At 72.8% G+C, this 17,851-nt stretch carries 19 protein-coding genes; 8 read left to right on the top strand and 11 right to left on the bottom strand.

Annotation, left to right across the window (positions count from 1 at the left end):
• The first annotated feature begins 34 nt into the window (after positions 1-34).
• From SRB5_RS06670 to SRB5_RS06655, 4 genes are all read left to right on the top strand, one after another.
• Positions 35-1,654 (top strand): alkaline phosphatase D family protein, encoded by a 1,620-nt coding sequence (locus tag SRB5_RS06670; protein ID WP_153450514.1) that lies wholly within the window; start codon positions 35-37, stop codon positions 1,652-1,654.
• 61 nt (positions 1,655-1,715) lie between these two features.
• Entirely contained in the window at positions 1,716-2,993 is a 1,278-nt protein-coding gene (locus SRB5_RS06665; RefSeq protein WP_153450513.1) for a multidrug effflux MFS transporter, read from the top strand.
• 83 nt (positions 2,994-3,076) lie between these two features.
• Positions 3,077-4,084 (top strand): small ribosomal subunit Rsm22 family protein, encoded by a 1,008-nt coding sequence (locus tag SRB5_RS06660; protein ID WP_323377189.1) that lies wholly within the window; start codon positions 3,077-3,079, stop codon positions 4,082-4,084.
• A gap of 211 nt (positions 4,085-4,295) precedes the next feature.
• A complete protein-coding gene (locus SRB5_RS06655) occupies positions 4,296-5,018 on the top strand; it encodes a bifunctional DNA primase/polymerase (protein WP_153450512.1) in 723 nt (240 codons plus the stop codon).
• 34 nt (positions 5,019-5,052) lie between these two features.
• On the opposite strand, the gene efeU is transcribed toward SRB5_RS06655, so the two are convergent.
• From efeU to SRB5_RS06630, 5 genes are all read right to left on the bottom strand, one after another.
• Positions 5,053-5,913, bottom strand: coding sequence for an iron uptake transporter permease EfeU (efeU, locus tag SRB5_RS06650; protein ID WP_153450511.1), 861 nt, complete (start codon positions 5,911-5,913; stop codon positions 5,053-5,055).
• A gap of 5 nt (positions 5,914-5,918) precedes the next feature.
• Positions 5,919-7,208, bottom strand: a complete 1,290-nt coding sequence (efeB, locus tag SRB5_RS06645) for an iron uptake transporter deferrochelatase/peroxidase subunit (protein WP_153450510.1) — start codon at positions 7,206-7,208, stop codon at positions 5,919-5,921.
• Between the two features lie 49 nt (positions 7,209-7,257).
• On the bottom strand, positions 7,258-8,406 hold the full coding sequence (gene efeO, locus SRB5_RS06640; RefSeq protein ID WP_153450509.1) for an iron uptake system protein EfeO: 1,149 nt from the start codon (positions 8,404-8,406) through the stop codon (positions 7,258-7,260).
• Positions 8,407-8,587: 181 nt separating this feature from the next.
• On the bottom strand, positions 8,588-9,244 hold the full coding sequence (locus SRB5_RS06635; RefSeq protein WP_228389853.1) for a biliverdin-producing heme oxygenase: 657 nt from the start codon (positions 9,242-9,244) through the stop codon (positions 8,588-8,590).
• Between the two features lie 143 nt (positions 9,245-9,387).
• The gene (locus tag SRB5_RS06630) at positions 9,388-10,509 is read right to left on the bottom strand and encodes an ROK family transcriptional regulator (RefSeq protein ID WP_323377188.1); all 1,122 of its coding nucleotides are present in this window, start codon (positions 10,507-10,509) and stop codon (positions 9,388-9,390) included.
• Positions 10,510-10,616: 107 nt separating this feature from the next.
• On the opposite strand from SRB5_RS06630, the gene SRB5_RS06625 reads away from it, so the two are divergent.
• Positions 10,617-11,927, top strand: a complete 1,311-nt coding sequence (locus tag SRB5_RS06625; protein WP_323377187.1) for a Gfo/Idh/MocA family protein — start codon at positions 10,617-10,619, stop codon at positions 11,925-11,927.
• Here the strand turns inward: SRB5_RS06625 and map are convergent, their stop codons facing one another.
• Entirely contained in the window at positions 11,928-12,776 is an 849-nt protein-coding gene (gene map, locus SRB5_RS06620) for a type I methionyl aminopeptidase (protein ID WP_153450505.1), read from the bottom strand.
• A gap of 82 nt (positions 12,777-12,858) precedes the next feature.
• On the opposite strand from map, the gene SRB5_RS06615 reads away from it, so the two are divergent.
• Positions 12,859-13,071, top strand: a complete 213-nt coding sequence (locus tag SRB5_RS06615; RefSeq protein ID WP_323377186.1) for a hypothetical protein — start codon at positions 12,859-12,861, stop codon at positions 13,069-13,071.
• Here the strand turns inward: SRB5_RS06615 and SRB5_RS06610 are convergent.
• Together SRB5_RS06610 and SRB5_RS06605 are read right to left on the bottom strand one after the other, a co-directional pair.
• Positions 13,068-14,375, bottom strand: a complete 1,308-nt coding sequence (locus tag SRB5_RS06610; protein WP_323377185.1) for an MFS transporter — start codon at positions 14,373-14,375, stop codon at positions 13,068-13,070. The genes SRB5_RS06615 and SRB5_RS06610 overlap by 4 nt on opposite strands.
• 81 nt (positions 14,376-14,456) lie before the next feature.
• Complete coding sequence (locus SRB5_RS06605) at positions 14,457-15,062, bottom strand: hypothetical protein (RefSeq protein ID WP_153450504.1); 606 nt, start codon at positions 15,060-15,062, stop codon at positions 14,457-14,459.
• Positions 15,063-15,204: 142 nt separating this feature from the next.
• On the opposite strand from SRB5_RS06605, the gene npdG reads away from it, so the two are divergent.
• Both npdG and SRB5_RS06595 read left to right on the top strand, forming a co-directional pair.
• Complete coding sequence (gene npdG / locus SRB5_RS06600; protein ID WP_153450503.1) at positions 15,205-15,903, top strand: NADPH-dependent F420 reductase; 699 nt, start codon at positions 15,205-15,207, stop codon at positions 15,901-15,903.
• Positions 15,904-15,952: 49 nt separating this feature from the next.
• A complete protein-coding gene (locus SRB5_RS06595) occupies positions 15,953-16,144 on the top strand; it encodes a hypothetical protein (protein ID WP_153450502.1) in 192 nt (63 codons plus the stop codon).
• Here the strand turns inward: SRB5_RS06595 and SRB5_RS06590 are convergent, their stop codons facing one another.
• The 3 genes from SRB5_RS06590 to SRB5_RS06580 all read right to left on the bottom strand — a co-directional run bounded on the left by SRB5_RS06590 (position 16,145) and on the right by SRB5_RS06580 (position 17,810).
• The gene (locus SRB5_RS06590; protein ID WP_153450840.1) at positions 16,145-16,426 is read right to left on the bottom strand and encodes a transcriptional regulator; all 282 of its coding nucleotides are present in this window, start codon (positions 16,424-16,426) and stop codon (positions 16,145-16,147) included.
• Between the two features lie 20 nt (positions 16,427-16,446).
• Positions 16,447-16,947, bottom strand: coding sequence for a hypothetical protein (locus SRB5_RS06585; protein ID WP_153450501.1), 501 nt, complete (start codon positions 16,945-16,947; stop codon positions 16,447-16,449).
• 65 nt (positions 16,948-17,012) lie between these two features.
• The gene (locus SRB5_RS06580; RefSeq protein WP_153450500.1) at positions 17,013-17,810 is read right to left on the bottom strand and encodes a site-2 protease family protein; all 798 of its coding nucleotides are present in this window, start codon (positions 17,808-17,810) and stop codon (positions 17,013-17,015) included.
• Between the last annotated feature and the right edge of the window lie 41 nt (positions 17,811-17,851).

Raw genomic sequence — 17,851 nt, 5'->3', positions numbered from 1 at the left:
GAGGATCGTTCTCTTCCGCCACTCCACTGGATCCATGACGCATTCGCCGCACGACGCAGAACTCCGTGCCGCGGCACGGCACTTCACCCGGCGACGCTTCCTGACAGTCACCTCGGCCGCGGCCGCGCTCGCCTTCGCCACCAATCTGCCCGCCGCCCACGCCGCCGAAGCCGATCCGGCCTCGATCACCACCGACCCGTTCACCCTCGGCGTCGCCTCCGGCGACCCGCTGCCCGACAGCGTGGTCCTGTGGACCCGGCTGGCCCCCGTGCTCTTCGAACCCGGCAACGGCCTGCCCGCGCTCGCCTTCCCGGTGTCCTGGGAGATCGCCCGCGACGACCGCTTCGGCCGGGTCGTCCGGCGCGGGACGACGCTCGCCCACCCCGAGTTCAACCACACCGTGCACGTCGACGTCCGCGGCCTGGACGCCGACCGCGAGTACTTCTACCGCTTCCGCACCGGCCCCTGGACCAGCCCGGCGGGACGCACCCGCACCGCCCCGCCGACCGGCGCCGACAACAGCCGGGTGCGCTTCGCCGTCGTCAGCTGCCAGTACTACATCCAGGGCTACTGGACCGCCTACCGCCACCTCGCCGACGACGACGTGCAGGCCGTCTTCCACTGCGGGGACTACCTCTACGAGGGCCCCGTGAACTCCGCCGGCGGCATCCGCGCCTACCCGGCCGGCACGCTGCCCGACGCGGTGAACCACGAGGCCGACACCCTCGCCCGCTACCGGCTGCACTACGCGCTCTACAAGTCCGACCCCGATCTGCGCGCCGCCCACGCGGCGCACCCGTTCGTCGTCACCTGGGACGACCACGAGACGGAGAACAACTACGCCGACGAACACGGCGAGGGCGGCGTCCCGCCCGAGGAGTTCCTGGTCCGGCGGGCCGCGGCGTACCGCGCGTACTGGGAGAACATGCCGCTGCGCGCCCCGCAGCAGCCCGACGGGCCCGACATGCGGCTCTACCGCCGGATGCACTTCGGACGCCTCGCCCAGTTCGACGTCCTGGACACCCGCCAGTACCGCAGCGTCCAGGCGCCCGGCGAGAACTGGCAGCCGCCCCACCCGGCCGCCTTCGACCCCGCCCGCTCCATGACCGGCGACGCCCAGGAGCGCTGGCTGATCGACGGCTGGCGGCGCTCGGCGGCCCGCTGGAACGTCGTACCCCAGCAGGTGGTCTTCAGCGAACGGCGCGACCAGCCCACCCCGGACTATCTGTGCAGCCACGACTCGTGGGACGGCTACCGGGCGTCGCGCGAGCGGATCCTCGCCGGTGCCGAGACCGCCGGCGTGGACAACCTCGTCGTCCTCACCGGCGACGTCCACGTCCACTACGGGTTCGACATCAAGCGCGACTTCACCGACCCCGCCTCCCGGACGCTGGGCGTCGAGCTCGTCGGCACGTCCATCTCCAGCGGCGGCAACGGCTCGGCGCGGCCCGCGAACTACGACCGGCTCTTCGCGTCCAACGCGCATCTGAAGTACTACAACGGGCAGCGCGGCTATCTGCGGGTGACGCTCGACCCCTCGCACCTGCGCGCGGACTATCTGACGGTGCCGCAGGTCACCACCCCCGGCGCCCCCATCGCGGTGGCCGCCTCCTATGTCTCCGAGGCCGGTCACCCGGGGCTGGTCCCGGGGTGACAAGGCGGTCGGACCGCCCTGCGAGAATGGGCGCCTGCCCGTCACCTTCGCAGGAGCCCCGATGCGCGGTCCCGACCGCATAACCCCGCCCGCCCCGACCACCACCGGCACCACCGGGAGCCCGGCGCCCGCGGTACGCGCCGGGCTTCTCGTCGTCCTCATGCTCGGCGGGCTCACCGCCATGCCGGCGCTGTCCATGGACATGTACCTCCCGGCGCTCCCCGCCGCCGCCGCCGAACTGCACTCCTCGGCCGCCGGGATCCAGCTCACGCTCACCACCTGCCTCGCCGGCCTCGCCCTCGGCCAGCTGATCGTCGGCCCGCTCTCCGACCGCTGGGGACGGCGCCGCCCGCTGCTCGCCGGGATGGCCGTCTTCGTCGTCGCCACCGTCGCGTGCGCGCTGGCGCCGGACGTGCCGGTGCTGATGGGGTTCCGGCTGGTCCAGGGGCTCGCGGGGGCGGCCGGGGTGGTCATCGCGCGGGCCGTGGTGCGGGACATGTACGACGGGCTGGCGATGGCCCGGTTCTTCTCGTCCCTGATGCTCGTGTCCGGGATCGCGCCGATCGCCGCGCCGCTCATCGGCGGTCAGGTGCTGCGGGTCACCGACTGGCGGGGGGTGTTCGTGGTGCTGGCCGTGGTCGGGGCGGCGATCACCGCGGTCGTGGCGCGGAAGCTGCCGGAGACCCTGCCGCCGGGGCGGCGGCACTCAGGGGGGTTCGGGACGACCGTGGCCGCGCTGCGGGGGCTGCTGGCGGACCGGGCGTTCAGCGGGTATCTGCTGGCGGGGAGCTTCGGGTTCGCGGCGCTGTTCGCGTACGTGTCGGCGTCGTCGTTCGTGATGCAGGAGATCCACGGGGCGTCGCCGCAGACGTTCAGCCTGCTCTTCGGCGCCAACGCGCTCGGGATGATCACCGTGGGGCAGATCAACGGGCGGCTGCTCGTCGGACGGGTCGCGCTGGAGAAGGTGCTGGGGACCGGGCTGGTGCTGGTCACGCTGGCGTCCACGGCGCTGCTGCTGATGGCGCTGGGGGTCTTCGGGGAGGTGGGGCTCGCCCCCATGGCGGCGGGCTTCTTCGCGCTGATGTCGTCGCTGGCGCTGGTCCTGCCGAACGCCAACGCCCTCGGCCTGATGCGCGCCAGGGACGCGGCGGGATCCGCGTCCGCGCTGCTGGGCACGTCGGCGTTCCTCACCGGCGCGATCGCCTCGCCGCTGGTGGGCGTCGCGGGGGAGCACACGGCGGTGCCGATGGCGGTGACGCAGGTGACGTGCTCGGTGCTGGCCGGGGCGGCGTTTGTCCTCCTCTGTGTACGTGGTCCTGCTGCTTATCCCGGGGGATGACCCCCGGACCCCCAGCCGGACAAGCGGGTCTGCCGGGGATACCGGCGCGGGCAACGCACGGCAAACCCGAATAAACTCGCCCGGTGAACGAGACCGAGGACGCACTCCGCCGGACCCTGACCGGCGCGCTGGCCGGGCTGCCCGCCCGGCGGACCGCGCAGGCCGTCGACCGGCTGATCGACAACTACCGGGGCACCACCCCCACCGCCACCCCCGTCCTGCGTGACGCCGCCGACGTGGCCGCCTACGCCGCGTACCGGATGCCCGCGACCTTCGGGGCCGTACGGGCCGCCCTCACCGCCCTCGACGCCGCCGCCGGCGACTGGACGCCCGCCACCCACACCGACGTCGGCGGCGGCACCGGCGCCGCGACCTGGGCGGCGGCCGACGTCTGGCCCGGCGCCGGGCGCGCCACCACAGTGCTCGACTGGGCGGAGCCGGCGCTCGACCTCGGCCGGCAGCTCGCCGCCGCCTCGGGGCTGGCGCCGCTGGCGGGCGTCGAGTGGCGGCGTACCGTCATCGGCACCGGGCTGGAGCTCCCGGAGTCGGACCTGATCACGGTCTCGTACGTACTGGGCGAGCTCACCGGACAGGACCGCGCCGCCGTCCTGGACGCCGCCGCCGACGCCGCGCAGGCCGTGGTGATCGTCGAGCCCGGCACCCCCGACGGCTACCGCCGCGTCATCGAGGCCCGCGACCGGCTGATCGACGCGGGCTTCACCGTCGCCGCCCCCTGCCCGCACAGCCGCACCTGCCCCATGATCGCCGACGCGGGCGAGGCCGTCCCCGCCGGCGACTGGTGCCACTTCGCCGCCCGCGTCCAGCGCAGCTCCCTGCACCGCCAGCTCAAGGGCGGGGCGCTCGGACACGAGGACGAGAAGTACAGCTACGTCGCCGCCGTCCGCCTCCCCGTGACACCGGCGCCCACCCGCGTCGTCCGCCATCCGCAGACGCGCAAGGGTCTGGTCATGCTGCGGCTGTGCACCGGGGACGACGGGCTGACCGGCGAGAACGTGTCCAAGCGTCACGGGCCGCTGTACAAGGCGGCCCGTGACGTCCAGTGGGGCGACGCCTGGCCGCCCGGGCTCTGACCGTACGGAGTCCGCGGTCCCGGCCGCCGCGTATCACGGCCAGGGTTCCGTCACGCAACATTCGGGTGTCGGTGACCCGTCCCCGTACCGGCGGATCCGCGAAGAGTGGCAGAGCACGCCCGTAAACCGTGGCAGCATGAATGAGGCGCGCCTTACCGATCGATGACCCGACGGTCAAGTGGCGTGCGCGCGAGGGGAGCCGAGGACCTCTATGGCACGTACGAGCAGAATCCCGCAGTGGATGCAGCGCCGGGGCAGGGCGCAGAGCGCCGCGAGCGCCGGAGCCGCGGCGGCGGCAGCGCGTGCCGAGATGATCGCCTCCGCCGCCCGCGCCGGGCTGCCGCTGGCCCCCGCCGCGCATCCCGAGGGCTACGGCTGCTCGTGCGACCGCGTCGGCTGTCCGACGCCCGCCCGCCACCCCGTCTCCTTCGCCTGGCACAGCCAGGCCAGCGCCGACGCGCAGCGCGTCGAGAAGTGGCTGGCGAGCTACCCCGAGGCCAATTTCGTCGTCGCGACGGGCATCACCGCCGACGTGCTGGACGTACCCCTGCGAGCCGGCCGCGAGGCGCTCGTACGGCTGGAGGCGAACGGCGTCGCGGTGGGGCCGGTGGCCGCCGACGGGGCCAGGATGCTGTTCTTCACCACCACCCGCGGCACCCCCGAGGACGAGGACGAGTGGTGGCCGTGCGAGCTGGACTGCCGCCCCGAGACCATGGCCGAGCATCCGGGCCTGCGCTGGCACTGCCGCGGCAGCTATGTGCTGCTGCCCCCGTCCCGGCTGCCGTCCGGGGACACCGTGAGCTGGCAGCGCGGACACGAGCTCGCGCTGCCGGATCCGCTGACGCTGCTGGAGTCCCTCACGGACGCCTGCGCCGCGTACGCCGGGACGCAGGACGCGGAGGACGACGCACGAGCGGCGGCGGGCTGGTACTGACCGGCCCGCCGCCGCTTCTGTATGTACAGGCGCGTTACTCGCTCTTCGCCGCCGTCGGCACCGCCGCCGCGGGGGCGGGAGCCGGGGCCGGGGCCTTCGGGCCCCGCAGGAACACGGCCATCGTCGGGATCAGGTACAGCAGCCACACGCCGACCTGCAGCCACGTCGGGTCCGGCTGGAAGTTGAAGATGCCCTTCAGCAGCGTCCCGTACCAGCTGTCGCTGTCGTACCACGAGGAGATGTCGAACGCCTGCGACGTCAGACCCGGCAGGAACTCCGCCTCCTGCAGATCGTGCACGCCGTACGCCAGCACGCCCGCCGCGACGACCACCAGCGCGGCCCCGGTCCAGGTGAAGAACTTCGCCAGGTTGATCCGCACCGCCCCGCGGTAGAACAGCCAGCCCAGCACGACCGCCGTCGCGATGCCCGCCAGGGCGCCGAGCATCGGCTGCGTGGAGCCGTCGGTGCTGGTGCGCACGCTCGTCCAGATGAACAGCGACGTCTCCATGCCCTCCCGGCCCACGGCCAGGAACGCCACCAGCACCAGCGCGCCGCTGCCCAGCTCCAGCGCCGAGTCGAGCCGCCCGTGCAGCTCGGACTTCAGGAACCGCGCGGTGCGCCGCATCCAGAAGATCATCCAGGTGACCAGACCCACCGCGACGATGGACAGCGAGCCGCCCAGCAGCTCCGTCGCCTTGAAGGTCAGCTCGTTCTCGGTGAGCTGCAGCGCCGCCTGGAACGCGACCGACAGCGCGACCGCCAGCCCGATGCCCAGCGCCACCGGCCGCAGCGCCTCGCGGCGCCCCGTCTTCACCAGGTACGCCACCAGGATGCACACGACGAGGCTGGCTTCCAGCCCCTCGCGCAGCCCGATCAGATAGTTGCCGACGAACATCGCCCCTACGCCTCCTTCGTGCTTTCGAACAGGCTCCGGCCCCACCAGTCGTCCCGGCCGGTCACCCCGGGCGGCACCACGAACACCGCCGAACCCACGTGCTGCAGGTACTCCATCAGCGCGTCGTGGCGCGCCAGCCTGCGCTGTACGGGAATGAACGCGTCCCGTACGTCCTTCTGGTAGGCGATGAAGAACAGCCCCGCGTCCAGCCGCCCCAGCCCGTCCGTCCCGTCGGTGAAGGAGTAGCCGCGGCGCAGCATCCGCGCGCCGTTGTTGGAGTCCGGGTGCGCCAGGCGGACGTGGGAGTCCGGGCGCAGCGACTTCAGGTGCGGCTCGTCGTGCTCCTTCTGCCGCCCGATCGGGGCGCCCTCGACCTTGGTCCGGCCCATGATGTCCTCCTGCTCGCGCAGGGAGGCCCGGTCCCAGGTCTCGATGTGCATCCGGATCCGCCGCGCCACCAGGTACGAGCCGCCCGCCAGCCACGCGGGGCCGTCCTCGGCGGAGACCCACACATGATCGGCCAGCCCGGCGGTGTCGGTGCCGGCGATGTTCCGGGTGCCGTCCTTGAAGCCCATCATGTTGCGCGGGGTGTGCGCCTCGGGCGTCGTCGAGGACGTCTTGCCGAAGCCCAGCTGCGACCAGCGGATGCTGACCTTGCCGAAGCCGATCCGGGCCAGATTGCGGATCGCGTGCACGGCGACCTGCGGGTCGTCGGCGCACGCCTGGATACACAGGTCGCCGCCGGAGCGGGCCGCGTCCAGATTGTCGCCGGGGAACTTCGGCAGCTCCACCAGCGCCTCGGGCCGGGCGTCCGTCAGCCCGAACTCCGCGCGCTCGAAGAGCGACGGCCCGAAGCCGATCGTCACCGTCAGCCGCGACGGCGGCAGCCCCAGCGCCTCACCGGTGTCGTCCGGCGGCGCCTCGGCGATCTTCCCGTCCGTGCCCTCGCCGACCTCGAGGCCGGCGGTCATCCGCTCGGCCGCGCGCGTCCAGTCCTTCAGGAGCTGGACGAGCACGGCACGGTCGGTCGTCTTCACGTCGAACGCGGCGAAGTGCAGCCGGTCCTGGACGGGCGTGGCCACACCGGCCTGGTGCGCGCCGTGGAACGCCACGGCCGCACCGGTCTCGGCCGCGTTGACCGTCCGCGGCCCGTCCCCGCCCCGGGTCGCGACCGCCACACCCCCGCCGGCCACGGCGGCGCCGAGCGCGAGGCCCGCGCCGCCCCAGCCGATCAGGGAACGACGGCTGGGGGAACCGGACGCGGGGGTGGGCTCCGGTGTGCTCTCGTCGGCCATGGGTGGCGGCCTGCCTCTCGGGGTGTGACGTCTTCTGGTGCGGCTGGGCTTACTTCGCCACGACGGCTGCGGCGAGGTTCGACAGGGGCTCGGCCAGCGCGTTCACCGCGTCGGAGAGCTCCTTGCGCTGGGTGTCGCCGACCTTCTCGTACGACACGAACTTCTCGCCGGCGCCGTACTTCTTCAGCAGCGTGAACAGGCTCTTGAACTGTTTGTCCAGCTCGGCGGTCAGCGCCGGGTCGTTCTTCGCGGCGACCTTCTGCAGCAGCCCGTACGAGGTGAAGGCACCCTCCACGTTGGCCTGGAAGTCCACCAGGTCGGTGTGGCTGTAGCGCTCCTCCTCACCGGTGACCTTGCCGGTGGCGACCTCGTCCAGCAGCTCCTTGGCGCCGTTGGCCATGCTGGTGGCGGTGATCTTGGCGCCGCCCACGCGCTTCTGCCAGTCCTTCAGGTCGGTGACCAGCTGGTCGGCGAGCTGCTTGTCCTCGGCGGTGATCTTCTTGTCGTGCCAGAGGGACTTCTCCAGCTTGTGCCAGCCGGTCCACTTCTGGCCGTCCTCCAGGCCGTCCTCCCGGACGTCGACCTTCGGGTCGATGTCACCGAACGACTCGGCGACGGGCTCGGTGCGCTCCCAGCCGATCCGGGACGGCGCGTACAGCTTCTTCGCGCCCTCGAGGTCCCCGTCCTTGACGGCCTTCGCGAACTTCTCGGCGAGCGGCAGCGTCATGTCGGCCTGCTGCTGCACGTAGTCGCGGTAGAGAGCGGCGGCGTCGACGAGGACCGGGTCCTCGGTCTTGGCCTTGGCCTTGCCGGTGACCTTGATCGTCTGACGGATGCCGTCGCCCTTCATACCGGGCTTGCAGGCGATCTCGTACGTGCCGGGCTCGATCTCGGTGTGGATCGCGGCCTTGGTGCCGGGGCCGATGTTCTCGCGCTCGGTGAGGATCTTCTCGTCGGGGAAGAGGATGTAGACCTCGGTGACCTTGGAGCCCTTGTTCTCGACGTTGAACTGCATGTGGCCGGCCGCGAACTCCTTGTCCGACACCTCGCACGCGGTGTCGGAGGCGGTGATCGCGATGGGGCCCAGGCCGTCGGAGTCGTCGGTCTTCGACGAGTCGTCACTCTTCGCGGTGCAGCCGGCCGCGGCCAGTGCGGCGGCCGTGATGGTGGCGGCGACCGTGATGCGAGTGCGTCTCATGTGGTTCTCCAGAAGGGACAGGGAGGGTGACGGATTGACTGAGGCGAACCTAACTTAAGTGAGGCTAACCTGTTTCCGCCATGATCAGTCCAGTGATTCCCCTCTCTTTTCGCCGGAGCTCCACCCCGCCCGGGAATACGTGCTCAATCCGGCATTCCGCGCATACGGGGCCACTTGGCCGTCAGGCGCCGAGCGCCACCGCCTGCTCCAGGGCGCGGAACATCGCCGTGTTGAGCGCGAAGGCCCGCCGGCACTCGTCGATCACGCGCCGGAGCTCCAGGTCGTCCAGCGGCAGCGCGTCCAGCAGCTCGCGGTAACGCCGCTTGTACGCCGCCGGGTTGGGGACACCGGCGAAGACGTAGAACCGCACGCCGTCGCCCTTGTGGGCGAAGCCCCAGGTCTTCTCCGCGCGGTCGCGGATGATCTGGCCGCCGGAGAGGTCGCCCAGGTAGCGCGTGTAGTGGTGGGCCACATACCCCGCGGGCCAGGTCGCCGCGCACTGAAGGATCCGGCCCGCGTACGCCGCCGTGGCGGGCAGCGCCGTCAGGGTGGCGCGCCAGGAGCCGTCCCCGTACAGATGGTTGAGGTCCCGCTCGAGCTCCGGCAGCCGGGCCAGGGAAGGCCGGACGAAGGGGCCGGCCACCGGGTCGTCCGCGAGCCGGTCACCGGCGGACTCCAGCGCCCGGTACACGAACCAGAGCTGCCCCGTGTAGCGCCGGTACGCGTCGACGCCCAGCCGGCCGCCGAGCAGGTCGCTCATGAACGCCGACTGCTCCGCCTCCTCGTGCCGGTCGCGGGACTCGGTGCGCAGACGGGTGGAGAACGGTACGGCGTCCAAGGCGGAGACCTCCGGCGACGGGCGGGTACGGTCCGGCTCCCGCGCCCCGGCTGTCCCGGGCGCGACAGGATGCCGACAGGGCGTCGGCAACCCCATTGTCGCTCAGCGTGCGCTCCCGTGCACAGAGAATGCCCGCGGTCGCCTCACGTCACTCCCGCCATCTCGAACAGCTCCCGCTCCACCTCGTCCAGCGCCAGCCGTACGGCCCCCAGCGCCACGGCCTCCACCCCCAGCTCGGAGACCGCCACCGGCACCGGGAACAGACACGCCTCCCGCAGCCCCCGGCGCAGCGGATCCGCCAGCAGGTCACCCGCCCGCGACAGCCCCCCGCCCAGCACCACCAGCTCCGGGTCCACCGCCAGCACCATCGCCGCCGCCCCGTGCGTCAGCCCCTCGCAGAACCTCCGCAGCGACTCGACGGCCTTCGCGTCCCGCGACCGCGCCGCCTCGAACAGCGCGCCGATGTCCTCCCCCCAGCCCTCCGACATCGCCCGCGCGGTGTCCGACCAGCCCGCCGCCGGCAGCATGCCGATCTCCCCGGCCGCCCCGTGCCGCCCCTGGTGCACCCGGCCCCCGATCAGCAGACCGGCGGAGATCTCGTGCCCCGCGTGCAGGAACAGCACGTCCCGGGCGCCCGCTGCCACGCCCCGCCAGTGCTCGGCCAGCAGCGCCACGTTCGTGTCGTTGCCGGCGGCCACCGGGGCGCCGAAGGACTTCCCCAGCTCCACCGGGAGCTCCGTGCCGGCCCACCCGGGGAGCAGTTCGCTGACGAGCACCGTGCCCGCCGCGTTCACCACCCCCGTGGCGCCCACACCCACCGCCCGCACCTGATCCGCCTCGAACCCCGCCGCCCGGCGCGCGCGGTGCCCCAGCTTCCACGCCGCCGCCAGCCGGTCCTCCGGCAGCACGTCGCGCGCCACCGCCGTCTGCCGTACCGCCCGCACCTCGCCGCCGAGGTCGGCGACGACCGCCAGCACCTTGTGCGCCCCGATGTCCAGCCCCACCACGCAGCCGGACTCCGCGCGGAAGCGGTAGCGGCGCGGGGGCCGCCCCACCGGGCGGCGGCCGTCGGCGGCCGGCGGGACCTCCGCCGCCCAGCCCTGGCGGACCAGCGCGGCCAGGGCGTTCTCCACGGTGGCCCGGGTGACGGCCGTGGCGCGGACCAGCTCGCTCAGGGTGAACGGGCCACCCCCGTACAACGTGCGCAGCACGGCGGTGGTGTTGAGCCGGCGAAGGAGGGAGGAGTCGCCGCCTGCGGTGGTCACGTACGTCCCTCTGCTCTCTCGACTCGGCCTTGACGGGGCGCAACTTCTTGTAGAAGGTAGCAAAATTCACCGGATGTGACGCCCGAAAGGCCGAACCGGATATGACTGTGACCGACACCGTCCAGCACAGCAACCTCCGTACGCATCAAGGCCGTTCCCTCGACCGCCCGCTGCACCTCGCGATCGTCGGCGCGGGCTCGCGCGGCACCGGCTACGCCCGGATCGCCGCCCGCCCCGGCTCCCCGGCGCGCATCACCGCCGTCGCCGAACCCCGCGCGTCCCACCGCGCCGCGCTGGCCGGGGCCCACGGCGTGCCCGCGGCCGCGCGGTTCGCCGACTGGCACGACCTGGCCGCCGGCCCGCGGCTGGCGGACGCCGTGATCATCGCCGTCCAGGACGCCGAACACGCCGAGGCGGCCGAGGCGTTCGCCGCCCGCGGCTACGACATCCTGCTCGAGAAACCCATGGCCACCACCGCCGAGGAGTGCGACCGGATCGCCGCCGCCGCCGACGCGGCAGGGGTCAGTCTGACGGTCTGCCACGTGATGCGCTACATGCCGTACACCCGCAAGGTGAAGGAGCTCCTCGACGCGGGCGTCCTCGGCGAGATCGTCAGCGTCCAGCATCTGGAACCGGTCGGCTACTGGCACTTCTCGCACTCCTACGTACGCGGCAACTGGCGCCGCTCCGACACCTCCGGCCCGCTGCTGCTCACCAAGTCGTGCCACGACATCGACTGGCTCGCCCACATCATCGGCCGCCCCGTCACCGCCGTGTCCTCCTTCGGCTCCCTGCGCCACTTCCGCCCCGAGCGGGCGCCGCAGGGCGCGGGGGAGCGGTGCGTGTCGTGCGCGGTCGAGCCGGACTGCGACTTCTCCGCGAAGCGGCTGTACGAGGCCGGCCTGCGCGAGGGCGACCCCACGACCGGCCGCGGACACGTGGCGTGGGTGGCGGCGGGGGAGCTGACCGCGGACGCCGTGGAACGGGCGCTGGCGGAGGGGCCGTACGGGCGCTGCGTGTACGCCTCGGACAACGACGTCGTCGACCACCAGGTGGTGAACCTCGAGTACGAGGGCGGGGTCACCGCCTCGTTCACCCTGACCGCGTTCACCCCGATGGAGCACCGGCACACGAAGATCTTCGGCACCCGGGGGCAGCTCACGGGGGACGGGCGGCACATCGAGGTCTTCGACTTCGCGACGGAGGCGCGGACGGCGATCGACACCCTCGCCGGAGGCGCCTCGGCCGGCGAGGGGCACGGCGGCGGCGACCTCGGGCTGATCGAGGCGTTCGTCACCGCCCACCGGGAGGGCAGGCCGGAGCTGCTGCTCACCGGGGCGGCGGAGAGCGCGGACACCCACCGGGTGGTGTTCGCGGCCGAGGAGGCGCGGCTGTCGGGGACGGTGGTCAGGCTGTGATTACGGCAGCGTGAGGATGTCGGCGCCCGACTCCGTGACGACGAGGGTGTGCTCGAACTGGGCGGTGCGCCGGCGGTCCTTGGTGACGACCGTCCAGCCGTCGTCCCACATGTCGTACTCGTGGGTGCCGAGGGTCAGCATCGGCTCGATCGTGAACGTCATGCCGGGGCGCATCACGGTGGTGTGATGCGGGCTGTCGTAGTGCGGGATGATCAGGCCGCTGTGGAACGACGAGTTGATGCCGTGGCCGGTGAAGTCCCGCACCACGCCGTAGCCGAAGCGCTTGGCGTACGACTCGATGACCCGCCCCAGGACGTTGACCGCGCGGCCGGGCCTGACGGCCTTGATCGCCCGGTTCAGGGCCTCCCGCGTGCGTTCGACGAGGAGCCGGGACTCCTCGTCGGCGTCGCCGCAGAGGTACGTGGCGTTGTTGTCGCCGTGCACGCCGCCGATGAACGCGGTCACGTCCAGGTTCACGATGTCGCCGTCGCGCAGCACCGTGGAGTCGGGAATGCCGTGGCAGATCACCTCGTTCACCGAGGTGCACAGGGATTTGGGGAAGCCCCGGTAGCCCAGGGTGGACGGGTAGGCGCCGTGGTCGCACATGTACTCGTGGGCCACGCGGTCCAGCTCGTCGGTCGTCACCCCGGGCGCGATGTGCTCGGCGGCCTCGGCCATCGCCCGCGCCGCGATCCCTCCGGCGATCCGCATCCGCTCGACGGTCTCCTCGTCCTGCACCTCGGACCCCGTGTAGGGGGCAGGCCCCGGCTTCCCCACGTACTCGGGGCGCGGGATCGACGGGGGTACGGGACGGGTGGGGGAGAGGGTCCCCGGGGCGAGCAGCGACATGCGGGTGAGTGTATCGGGGCGGTATCGGGCACGATGGCGGGCAGATGGGCTCTGCCGGCCTTGACACGGGAGTGGGTGTGACGTGGCGCTGTTCAAGAAGAAGACCGTCGGCAAGGCGGGTGAGTGGTACTACTGCCTGGAGCACCGGACGGTCGAGGAGGGGCCGGAGTGCCCGGCCAAGAACCGTCTCGGGCCCTACCCCTCGCGGGAGGCGGCCGCGCACGCGATCGAGATCGCGGAGTCGCGGAACGAGGAGTGGGACACGGACGAGAGGTGGAAGGACCCCGAGGCCTAGCCCTCCCCCGGGGAGCGGAGTTCGCGGACGCGCAGGGCGTGGGCGTTGGTGCGGGCGTCGTACGACATCAGCGACGGGAGGCACAGGGCCAGGAGTCCCACCGACGCCGCGCAGAGGAGGCCGCCGGACCAGACCGACGTCCGGACGTTTGTGAGCGCCGCCATGCCGCCCGAGCGGACCTGGCCCAGCTGGGGGCCCACCGCGTACGACAGGAGCTCGATCCCCGCGAGGCGGCCCCGGAGCTCGTCCGGGATCGTCTGGTTCCACATCGCCGCCCGGAAGATCCCGGACACCATGTCGCACGCCCCGCCCAGGACGAGGAAGAGGAGCACCAGCCACACGTTCGGCACCAGACCCGCCACCACCGTGCACAGACCGAAGCCGGCGGCGGCCACGACCACCATCCGCCCGTGCCGGTGCACCCGCGACGTCCACCCGCTCGTGAGCGACACCAGCATCGACCCCGCCGGCAGCGCCGCGTACATCAGCCCCAGCGCCCACGGCGCGTTCAGGTCGTCCGCCAGGAACGGGAACACCGCGAGGCAGAAGGCGAAGAACATCGCCGACATGTCCACCGCGTACGTACCGAGGAGCTCCTTACGGCTCCACGCGTACCGCGCCCCCTCCAGCACCGCCCGCAGCGACGGCTTCGCGGCGGCGTGCGAGGCGGGCGACGCCGCGATCCCCAGCCCCAGCAGTGCGGACACCGCGTACGTCACCGCGTCCGCCCCGTACGCCCACTCCGCCCCCGCGTACGCGACGACGAACCCCGCCACCGCCGGGCCCGCGACGCCGCCGACCTGCCAGCGCAGGGAGTTCAGCGCGGTGGCCGCGGGTATGTGCTCGTGGGCCACGATCCGCGGCATGATCGCGTCCAGCGCCGGCTGCTGGATCGCCGTCAGGGACGCCGCCCCCGCGGCGACGACGTACAGCGGCCAGACCGCCGGCTCCGGCGCCAGCGCGTTGGCCAGCAGCAGGGCCGCCAGCACCCCGTGGCCGACCTCCGTCCAGATGATGAGCCGGCGCTTGTCGAAGGCGTCGGCGAGCGCCCCGCCGTACAGCCCGACGACGATCAGCGGGATCAGCTCGGCCGCGCCGATCGCCCCGACGGCCGCCGCGGAGCCGGTGAGGTCCTTGATCTGCACCGGGACGGCGACGAACGTGAGGAAGCTGCCGAAGCCGGTGATCAGCCCCGCCACCCAGATCCGCCGGAAGTCGGCGGAGGCCCGCCAGGGCGCGAGGTCGGGCAGGAGCGCCCGGATCCCGCGGGTCGGGCGCGTGGGGGCGTCGGTGGCTTCGGTCACGAGGGGTCATGCTGATGCGCGCCCGCCGGGGAGGGCAACTGGTTTCCCTGCCTGACGTGGGGCGTCGACAGGGAGAGGCAGTCACCAGCGCGGCGGCGGGGGAGCCGCCAGCTGCTCCGCGAGGCGGGCCAGCCGGTCGGTGAAGCGGCGCCTGGCGCGCGGCGGCGGCGCGGGGTCCGCCGTCTCTCCCGCGGCGGCGCTCACCAGATGCTGGACGGTGTCCAGATCCACCCCGCCCGCCGGATCCGCGGCCAGCGTCTCGTGGGCCAGGGACGTCAGCTCCCGGGGGCCGTCGATGGCCAGGACCGTCGCCCCGCCGCGCCGCGCGTCGCTGACCCGCTCCAGCAGCCCCCCGCCCGGCTCGCCCGGGGCCACGACCAGCACCGTCTGGCCGCGCCCGGCCGCCTCGAGCCGGCTGAGGTCCACCGCCAGATGGGCCGGGGCGGCGTACGGGACGCGGTGGCGGACCAGCGTGGGGGACAGCTCCGGCCGGCCGGACCAGGCGGCCTCGTCGTCCAGATGGGCGGCCAGATGCCACGGCTCGTACTCCCGCGTGCCCACCAGCAGCAGCCCCCCGCCGTGCGTCTGCACGGCCGCGCGCAGCGACGCGGCGAAGCGCCGGGTGGCCGGCAGCCACTCGGATCCGGCCAGTACCTCCCGCAGCAGGGCCACGCGTACGGCATCCATGGGCGCGCATCCTGCCCCGGCCGCAGCACGCCCGCAGGCGATACGCGGAGGGTTCCCCCGTACGAGGAGGCGACCGCGGCCGGAGACCTCCGATCGCCGGGGGCCCACCCGCCCCGGACCCCCGTCCTCGTACGATTCACCCATGACTACCGAAGCCCCCAGGCCCGCCCCCAAGGACCCCTTCGACCTCCCCGACGTCTCCGGGCTCACCGTCGGTGTCCTCGGCGGCACCGGCGACCAGGGCCGGGGGCTGGCGTACCGGCTGGCGAAGGCCGGGCAGCGCGTGATCATCGGATCCCGCAGCGCCGAGCGGGCCGGGGCCGCCGCCGCGGAGCTGGGGTCCGGCGTCGAGGGCGCCGCGAACGAGGACTGCGCCCGGCGGTCCGACATCGTGATCGTCGCCGTGCCGTGGGACGGACACGCCAAGACCCTCGAGGGCCTGCGCGACGCCCTCGAGGGCAAGCTGGTCGTGGACTGCGTGAACCCGCTGGGCTTCGACAAGAAGGGCGCCTACGCCCTGAAGCCCGAGGAGGGCAGCGCGGCCGAGCAGGCCGCGGCGCTGCTCCCGGGCTCCCGGGTGACGGCCGCCTTCCACCATCTGTCCGCCGTGCTGCTCCAGGACCCCGGGGTCGCGGAGATCGCGACGGACGTGATGGTGCTGGGCGAGTCCCGCGCGGACACGGACCTGGTCCAGGCCCTCGCGAACCGTATCCCCGGGATGCGCGGGGTGTTCGCGGGCCGGCTGCGCAATGCCCACCAGGTCGAGTCGCTGGTCGCGAACCTGATCTCCGTGAACCGCCGCTACAAGGCGCACGCGGGGGTCCGGCTCACGGACATCTGAGGCGAGGGGACAATGGACGCGGCACATCGGTACGAAGGAGTCCTCAACCATGCCCACTGACGCGAAGCGCCTGGCCCTGTTCGCCTCGGCCGTGTGTGTCCTGGCGGTGGCCGCCGCGGTCGTCTCGTTCGTGAACGGCCTGTGGCTGGGCGCCCTGTGGCTGCTGCTCGCGGGCCTGTCGTCGAACATGGCCTGGTACTACGTCCGCCGGGCCCGCGCGGCGGCGGCGCCGAAGAGCTGATCAGGGCCCGACGATCGCCCGCAGGGCGGCGAGGTGCGCCCGGTAGGCCTCGCGGCCCTCGCGGGTGAGGGACAGCCACACCCGCCGGCGGGTGTCGCGCACCGCCTTGCGCTGCTCGACGTAGCCCGCGTCCATCAGCACGGTGACGTGCTTGCTGAGGACGGACGGCGATACCCCGAGCTGTTCCTGTACGACGCCGAACTCCGCCTCGCCCGCCGTGTCCAGCAGGGCGCAGATCCGCAGCCGGTTGGGCGCGTGGATGGTGGCGTCGAAGCCGGCCATCGGGTCCTCGGTGCCCGCGCTCACGCGGTCTTCCCGTGCAGCCGTACGAACCACAGGTGGAAGCCGATCGAGAGGGCGGCGCCCAGCGCGGAGGCCGCGTACAGCCACAGCGGCTCGCCGGTCTCCCGGAAGACGAAGCCGGAGCCCACGACGATCACCGGCAGCACCACGCACAGCGGCAGGGTGGCGGCCTTCGGCAGCACGTCGAAGCGCAGGGCCACGCCCGTCGTCTCCCGCCAGCGTTTCGCGGCGACGGCGAAGAGCGCGTAGAACACCGCCTCGGCCGAGAGCAGCCCCGTCAGCCAGACCCACTGGGGCATCAGCCAGTCGCCGGGCTCGGCCATCACGCCGCCGAGGGCTATCGGGGTGACGAACAGCATCGCGGTGATCGCCGTGACGAACCAGAGCGGCCACGGGGTGGCGGAGATCGCCGAGACGGACGTACGGATGTGGTCGGTGTCGGCCAGAGCGGCGCGGGCCTGCTCCGGGCTCAGGGGGAAGGTTCCCTCGTCTGTTTCCATGACGGAAACTCTAGCCGGTGAGTTTCCGACACGGCAAGAGTCGAGTTTCCGATACGGAAAGAACCTCAGGACCCGGGCTGACCGTCCCAGAACCGGAACCAGTCCAGACCCCACTGCACCTCCGCCTCCGTCACCCCGAGGGCGTCGAGGACGGCGTGGACCGCGTCGAAGAAGACCCGGTTCAGCTCCGGGATCCACAGCAGCGCGAACACCGCCAGCAGGCCGAAGCCCGCGTACTGGTTCAGCTTGGCGCGGGTCTCCGGGCGCAGCCACGGCTCGATCACGCCGTAGCCGTCCAGGCCCGGGACCGGGAGGAAGTTCAGGATCGCGGCCGTGACCTGCAGCAGCGCCAGGAACGCCAGCGCGCAGCGGAAGGCGAGCGGCCAGTCGTCCGCCGCGCCCAGCCAGAAGGGGGCGGTGAGCGCGACCGCCAGCAGCGCGTTGGTGAGCGGGCCGGCGGCGGAGATCAGGCTGTGCTTCCAGCGCTCCTCGATCCGCTGCCGCTCGATGAACACCGCGCCGCCGGGGAGACCGATCCCGCCCATGATCACGAAGAGCAGCGGGAGCACGATGCTCAGCATGGCGTGCGTGTACTTCAGCGGGTTCAGGGTGAGATAGCCCTTCGCCCCGATCGAGATGTCGCCGCTGTGCAGGGCGGTCCGGGCGTGCGCGTACTCGTGCAGACACAGCGACACCACCCAGGCCGCCGTGACGAAGAGGAACACCCCCACCCCGGTGGGCAGGCCCCTGTCCCGGTACACCGCCCAGCCCGCGACGGCCATCACGGCGACGATCCCCAGGAACACGGGGCTGATCCGGCGGTCGCGGCGGCTGATCGCCCGGGCGCTGTCGGAGGGGGTCATACGGTGCCTGCCTTCACGTCGCGGAGGGCTCACCCCTGGAA

It is taken from the genome of Streptomyces smaragdinus, assembly GCF_009604385.1.
Lineage (GTDB): Bacteria > Actinomycetota > Actinomycetes > Streptomycetales > Streptomycetaceae > Streptomyces > Streptomyces smaragdinus.
The sequence above is the reverse complement of the archived record's forward strand: the minus strand, read 5'-3'. Positions and strand labels throughout refer to the sequence as shown.

Bases quoted from the DNA above. Each gene is read 5' to 3' on its own strand.
- npdG (WP_153450503.1), top strand. From the start codon at position 15,205: ATGACTACCGAAGCCCCCAGGCCCGCCCCCAAGGACCCCTTCGACCTC.
- SRB5_RS06580 (WP_153450500.1), bottom strand. From the start codon at position 17,810: ATGACCCCCTCCGACAGCGCCCGGGCGATCAGCCGCCGCGACCGCCGG.
- map (WP_153450505.1), bottom strand. From the start codon at position 12,776: ATGTCGCTGCTCGCCCCGGGGACCCTCTCCCCCACCCGTCCCGTACCC.
- SRB5_RS06590 (WP_153450840.1), bottom strand. From the start codon at position 16,426: ATGGCCGGCTTCGACGCCACCATCCACGCGCCCAACCGGCTGCGGATC.
- efeB (WP_153450510.1), bottom strand. From the start codon at position 7,208: ATGGCCGACGAGAGCACACCGGAGCCCACCCCCGCGTCCGGTTCCCCC.
- SRB5_RS06670 (WP_153450514.1), top strand. From the start codon at position 35: ATGACGCATTCGCCGCACGACGCAGAACTCCGTGCCGCGGCACGGCAC.
- SRB5_RS06665 (WP_153450513.1), top strand. From the start codon at position 1,716: ATGCGCGGTCCCGACCGCATAACCCCGCCCGCCCCGACCACCACCGGC.
- efeO (WP_153450509.1), bottom strand. From the start codon at position 8,406: ATGAGACGCACTCGCATCACGGTCGCCGCCACCATCACGGCCGCCGCA.
- SRB5_RS06655 (WP_153450512.1), top strand. From the start codon at position 4,296: ATGGCACGTACGAGCAGAATCCCGCAGTGGATGCAGCGCCGGGGCAGG.
- SRB5_RS06605 (WP_153450504.1), bottom strand. From the start codon at position 15,062: ATGGATGCCGTACGCGTGGCCCTGCTGCGGGAGGTACTGGCCGGATCC.
- SRB5_RS06585 (WP_153450501.1), bottom strand. From the start codon at position 16,947: ATGGAAACAGACGAGGGAACCTTCCCCCTGAGCCCGGAGCAGGCCCGC.
- SRB5_RS06595 (WP_153450502.1), top strand. From the start codon at position 15,953: ATGCCCACTGACGCGAAGCGCCTGGCCCTGTTCGCCTCGGCCGTGTGT.
- efeU (WP_153450511.1), bottom strand. From the start codon at position 5,913: ATGTTCGTCGGCAACTATCTGATCGGGCTGCGCGAGGGGCTGGAAGCC.